This window comes from Actinocrinis sp. (genome assembly GCF_035938995.1).
GTDB lineage: Bacteria > Actinomycetota > Actinomycetes > Streptomycetales > Catenulisporaceae > DASZGI01.
Window position 1 is genome coordinate 1 of record NZ_DASZGI010000061.1, and the last position, 2,477, is coordinate 2,477.

2 protein-coding genes are annotated in these 2,477 nt (G+C 70.6%); both read left to right on the plus strand.

All coding sequences use genetic code 11. The annotated features are described in order from the left end of the window. Nucleotides 1-774, plus strand: a 774-nt coding sequence (locus VGZ32_RS03955; RefSeq protein ID WP_326884419.1) for a thiolase family protein, incomplete at its 5' end; no start/stop codon positions are given. Then, nucleotides 771-2,477 (plus strand): 3-hydroxyacyl-CoA dehydrogenase NAD-binding domain-containing protein (locus VGZ32_RS03960; protein WP_326884420.1); only part of this gene is annotated, 1,707 nt, incomplete at its 3' end. The genes VGZ32_RS03955 and VGZ32_RS03960, both read left to right, overlap by 4 nt.

Here is a 2,477-nt window from a genome sequence, read left to right on the forward strand (position 1 = left end):
CGGCTAGTGGACCCTTCGGCGCTGGTGATGGGCTCGACGGCGGAGAACCTGCATGACCGGTTCCCGGCCATCACCCGCGACCGCGCCGACGCGTACGCCCTGGCCAGCCAGCTCAAGGTCGCCGCGGCCTATGCGGCGGGCCACATCCAGCCTGACCTGGTGCCGGTCGCGGTACGCAGCGCCGAGCGCGGCTGGGGGCTGGCCACCGCCGACGAGCCGCCGCGCCCGGACACCACGCTCGAAGGGCTGGCCGGGCTCAAGACCCCGTTCCGGGTGCGCGGACGGGTCACCGCCGGCAACGCGGCCGGCCTGAACGACGGCGCCACCGCCTCGATCATCGCCGCCGAGGAGACCGCGCGGGAACTGGGCCTGCCAGTTCGGATGCGGCTGGTCTCGTACGCGTTCAGCGGCGTCGAGCCGGAGGTCATGGGCTACGGGCCGGTCCCGGCCACACACAAGGCGCTGGCCATCGCCGGGCTCGACATCGCCGACATCGGCCTGTTCGAGGTCAACGAGGCCTTCGCGGTGCAGGTCCTGGCCTTCCTCGAGCACTTCGGCATCGCCGACGACGACCCGCGGGTCAACGCCTACGGCGGCGCGATCGCGGTCGGCCACCCGCTCGCCTCCTCCGGCGTGCGGCTGATGACCCAGCTGTCGCACCAGTTCGAGGAGCACCCCGAGGTGCGCTACGGGCTGACCACGATGTGCATCGGCATCGGCATGGGCGGCACCGTGATCTGGGAGAACCCTCACTTCGAAGGAGCGGGCAAGTGAGCGAGCTGGCGCAGAGGGCCGCCGAGGCCTTCCCGGACGAGGTGGTCACCTCCGCCCCGGTCCGGGTGATCGACCTGCCCGGCGGCGCGGGCAGATTCGCCCTGATCACCCTCGACAACGGGTTCGACCACACCAGGCCGACCACCTTCGGGCCGCGCGGCCTGCTCAACATCGGCGCCGCGCTCGACCAGGTGCGGGCGCTGGCCGAGGCGGGCGAGATCGTGGCCGCCGGGGTGACCGGCAAGCCGTTCATCTTCGCCGTCGGCGCGGACCTCAAGGGCGTCGAGGCGGTGACCGACCGGGAGCAGGCACACGAGATCGGCAAGGCGGGGCACGACGTGTTCCGGCGGTTCGGCAAGCTGCCCGTGCCGACGTTCGGCTTCGTCAACGGCGCCGCGATGGGCGGCGGCGTGGAGATCGCGCTGCACTGCACGTACCGGACGATCTCCGCGGGTGTTCCGGCGTTCTCACTGCCGGAGGTCTTCCTGGGGCTGATCCCGGGCTGGGGCGGCACCCAGCTGCTGCCGCGGCTGATCGGCCCGGACGCGGCGGTCACCGTCATCGTGGAGAACTCGCTCTCGCAGAACCGGCAGCTCAAAGGCGTGAAGGCGTTCGAGCTCGGGATCGCGGACGCGATCTTCGAGCCCGCCGACTTCCTCGAGGAGTCCCTCAAGTGGACCGCGCAGGTCGTGCGCGGCGAGGTGAAGATCGAGCGCAAGACGTTCGCCGAGGCGGAGTGGACCGCGGCGCTCGCCCGCGGCAGGGAGATCGCCGACTCGAAGGTGCACGGCGCGACCAAGGCCCCTTACCTCGCGCTGGACCTGATCGGGAAGGCTCGCACGGCCTCGCGCGACGAGGGCTTCGCGGCCGAGGACGACGCGCTGACCGACCGCATCATGAGCGAGGAGCTGCGCAGCGGCATCTACGCGTTCAACCTGGTGCAGAAGCGGGCCAAGCGTCCCGCGGGCGCTCCGGACAAGACACTCGCCCGCCCGGTGACCAAGGTCGGCATCGTCGGCGCCGGTCTGATGGCGTCTCAGCTGGCGCTGCTGTTCGTCCAGCGGCTGACCGTGCCGGTCGTGCTGACCGACATCGACCAGGAGAGGGTGGACAAGGGCGTCAAGTACGTCCACGAGCAGCTCGACCTGCAGGCGCTCAAGGGCCGCCTGTCGAACGACAAGCTGAACCGGCTCAAGGCCCTGGTGTCCGGGTCGCTGACCAAGGACGCCTTCGCCGACGCGGACTTCGTGATCGAGGCCGTGTTCGAGGAGATGTCGGTCAAGCAGCAGGTGTTCGCGCAGGTCGAGGCGGTCGTCCGGCCGGACTGCGTGCTGGCGACCAACACCTCCTCGCTGTCGGTGTCCGAGATGGCGGCGAAGCTCGAGCACCCAGAGCGGGTGATCGGCTTCCACTTCTTCAACCCGGTCGCGGTGCTGCCGCTGCTCGAGATCGTGCGCGCGCAGAAGACCGACGACGCGTCGCTGGCGACCGCCTTCGCGGTGGCCAAGCAGCTGAAGAAGTCCAGCGTGCTGGTCAAGGACGCGCCGGCGTTCGTGGTGAATCGGCTGCTGACCCGCTTCCTCGGGGTCATCAACGAGGTGCTCGACGAGGGCACCCCGATCGAGGTGGCCGACGGCGCGCTCGAGCCGCTGGGCCTGCCGATGTCCCCGTTCGTGCTGATGGAGCTGGTCGGCCCGGCCGTC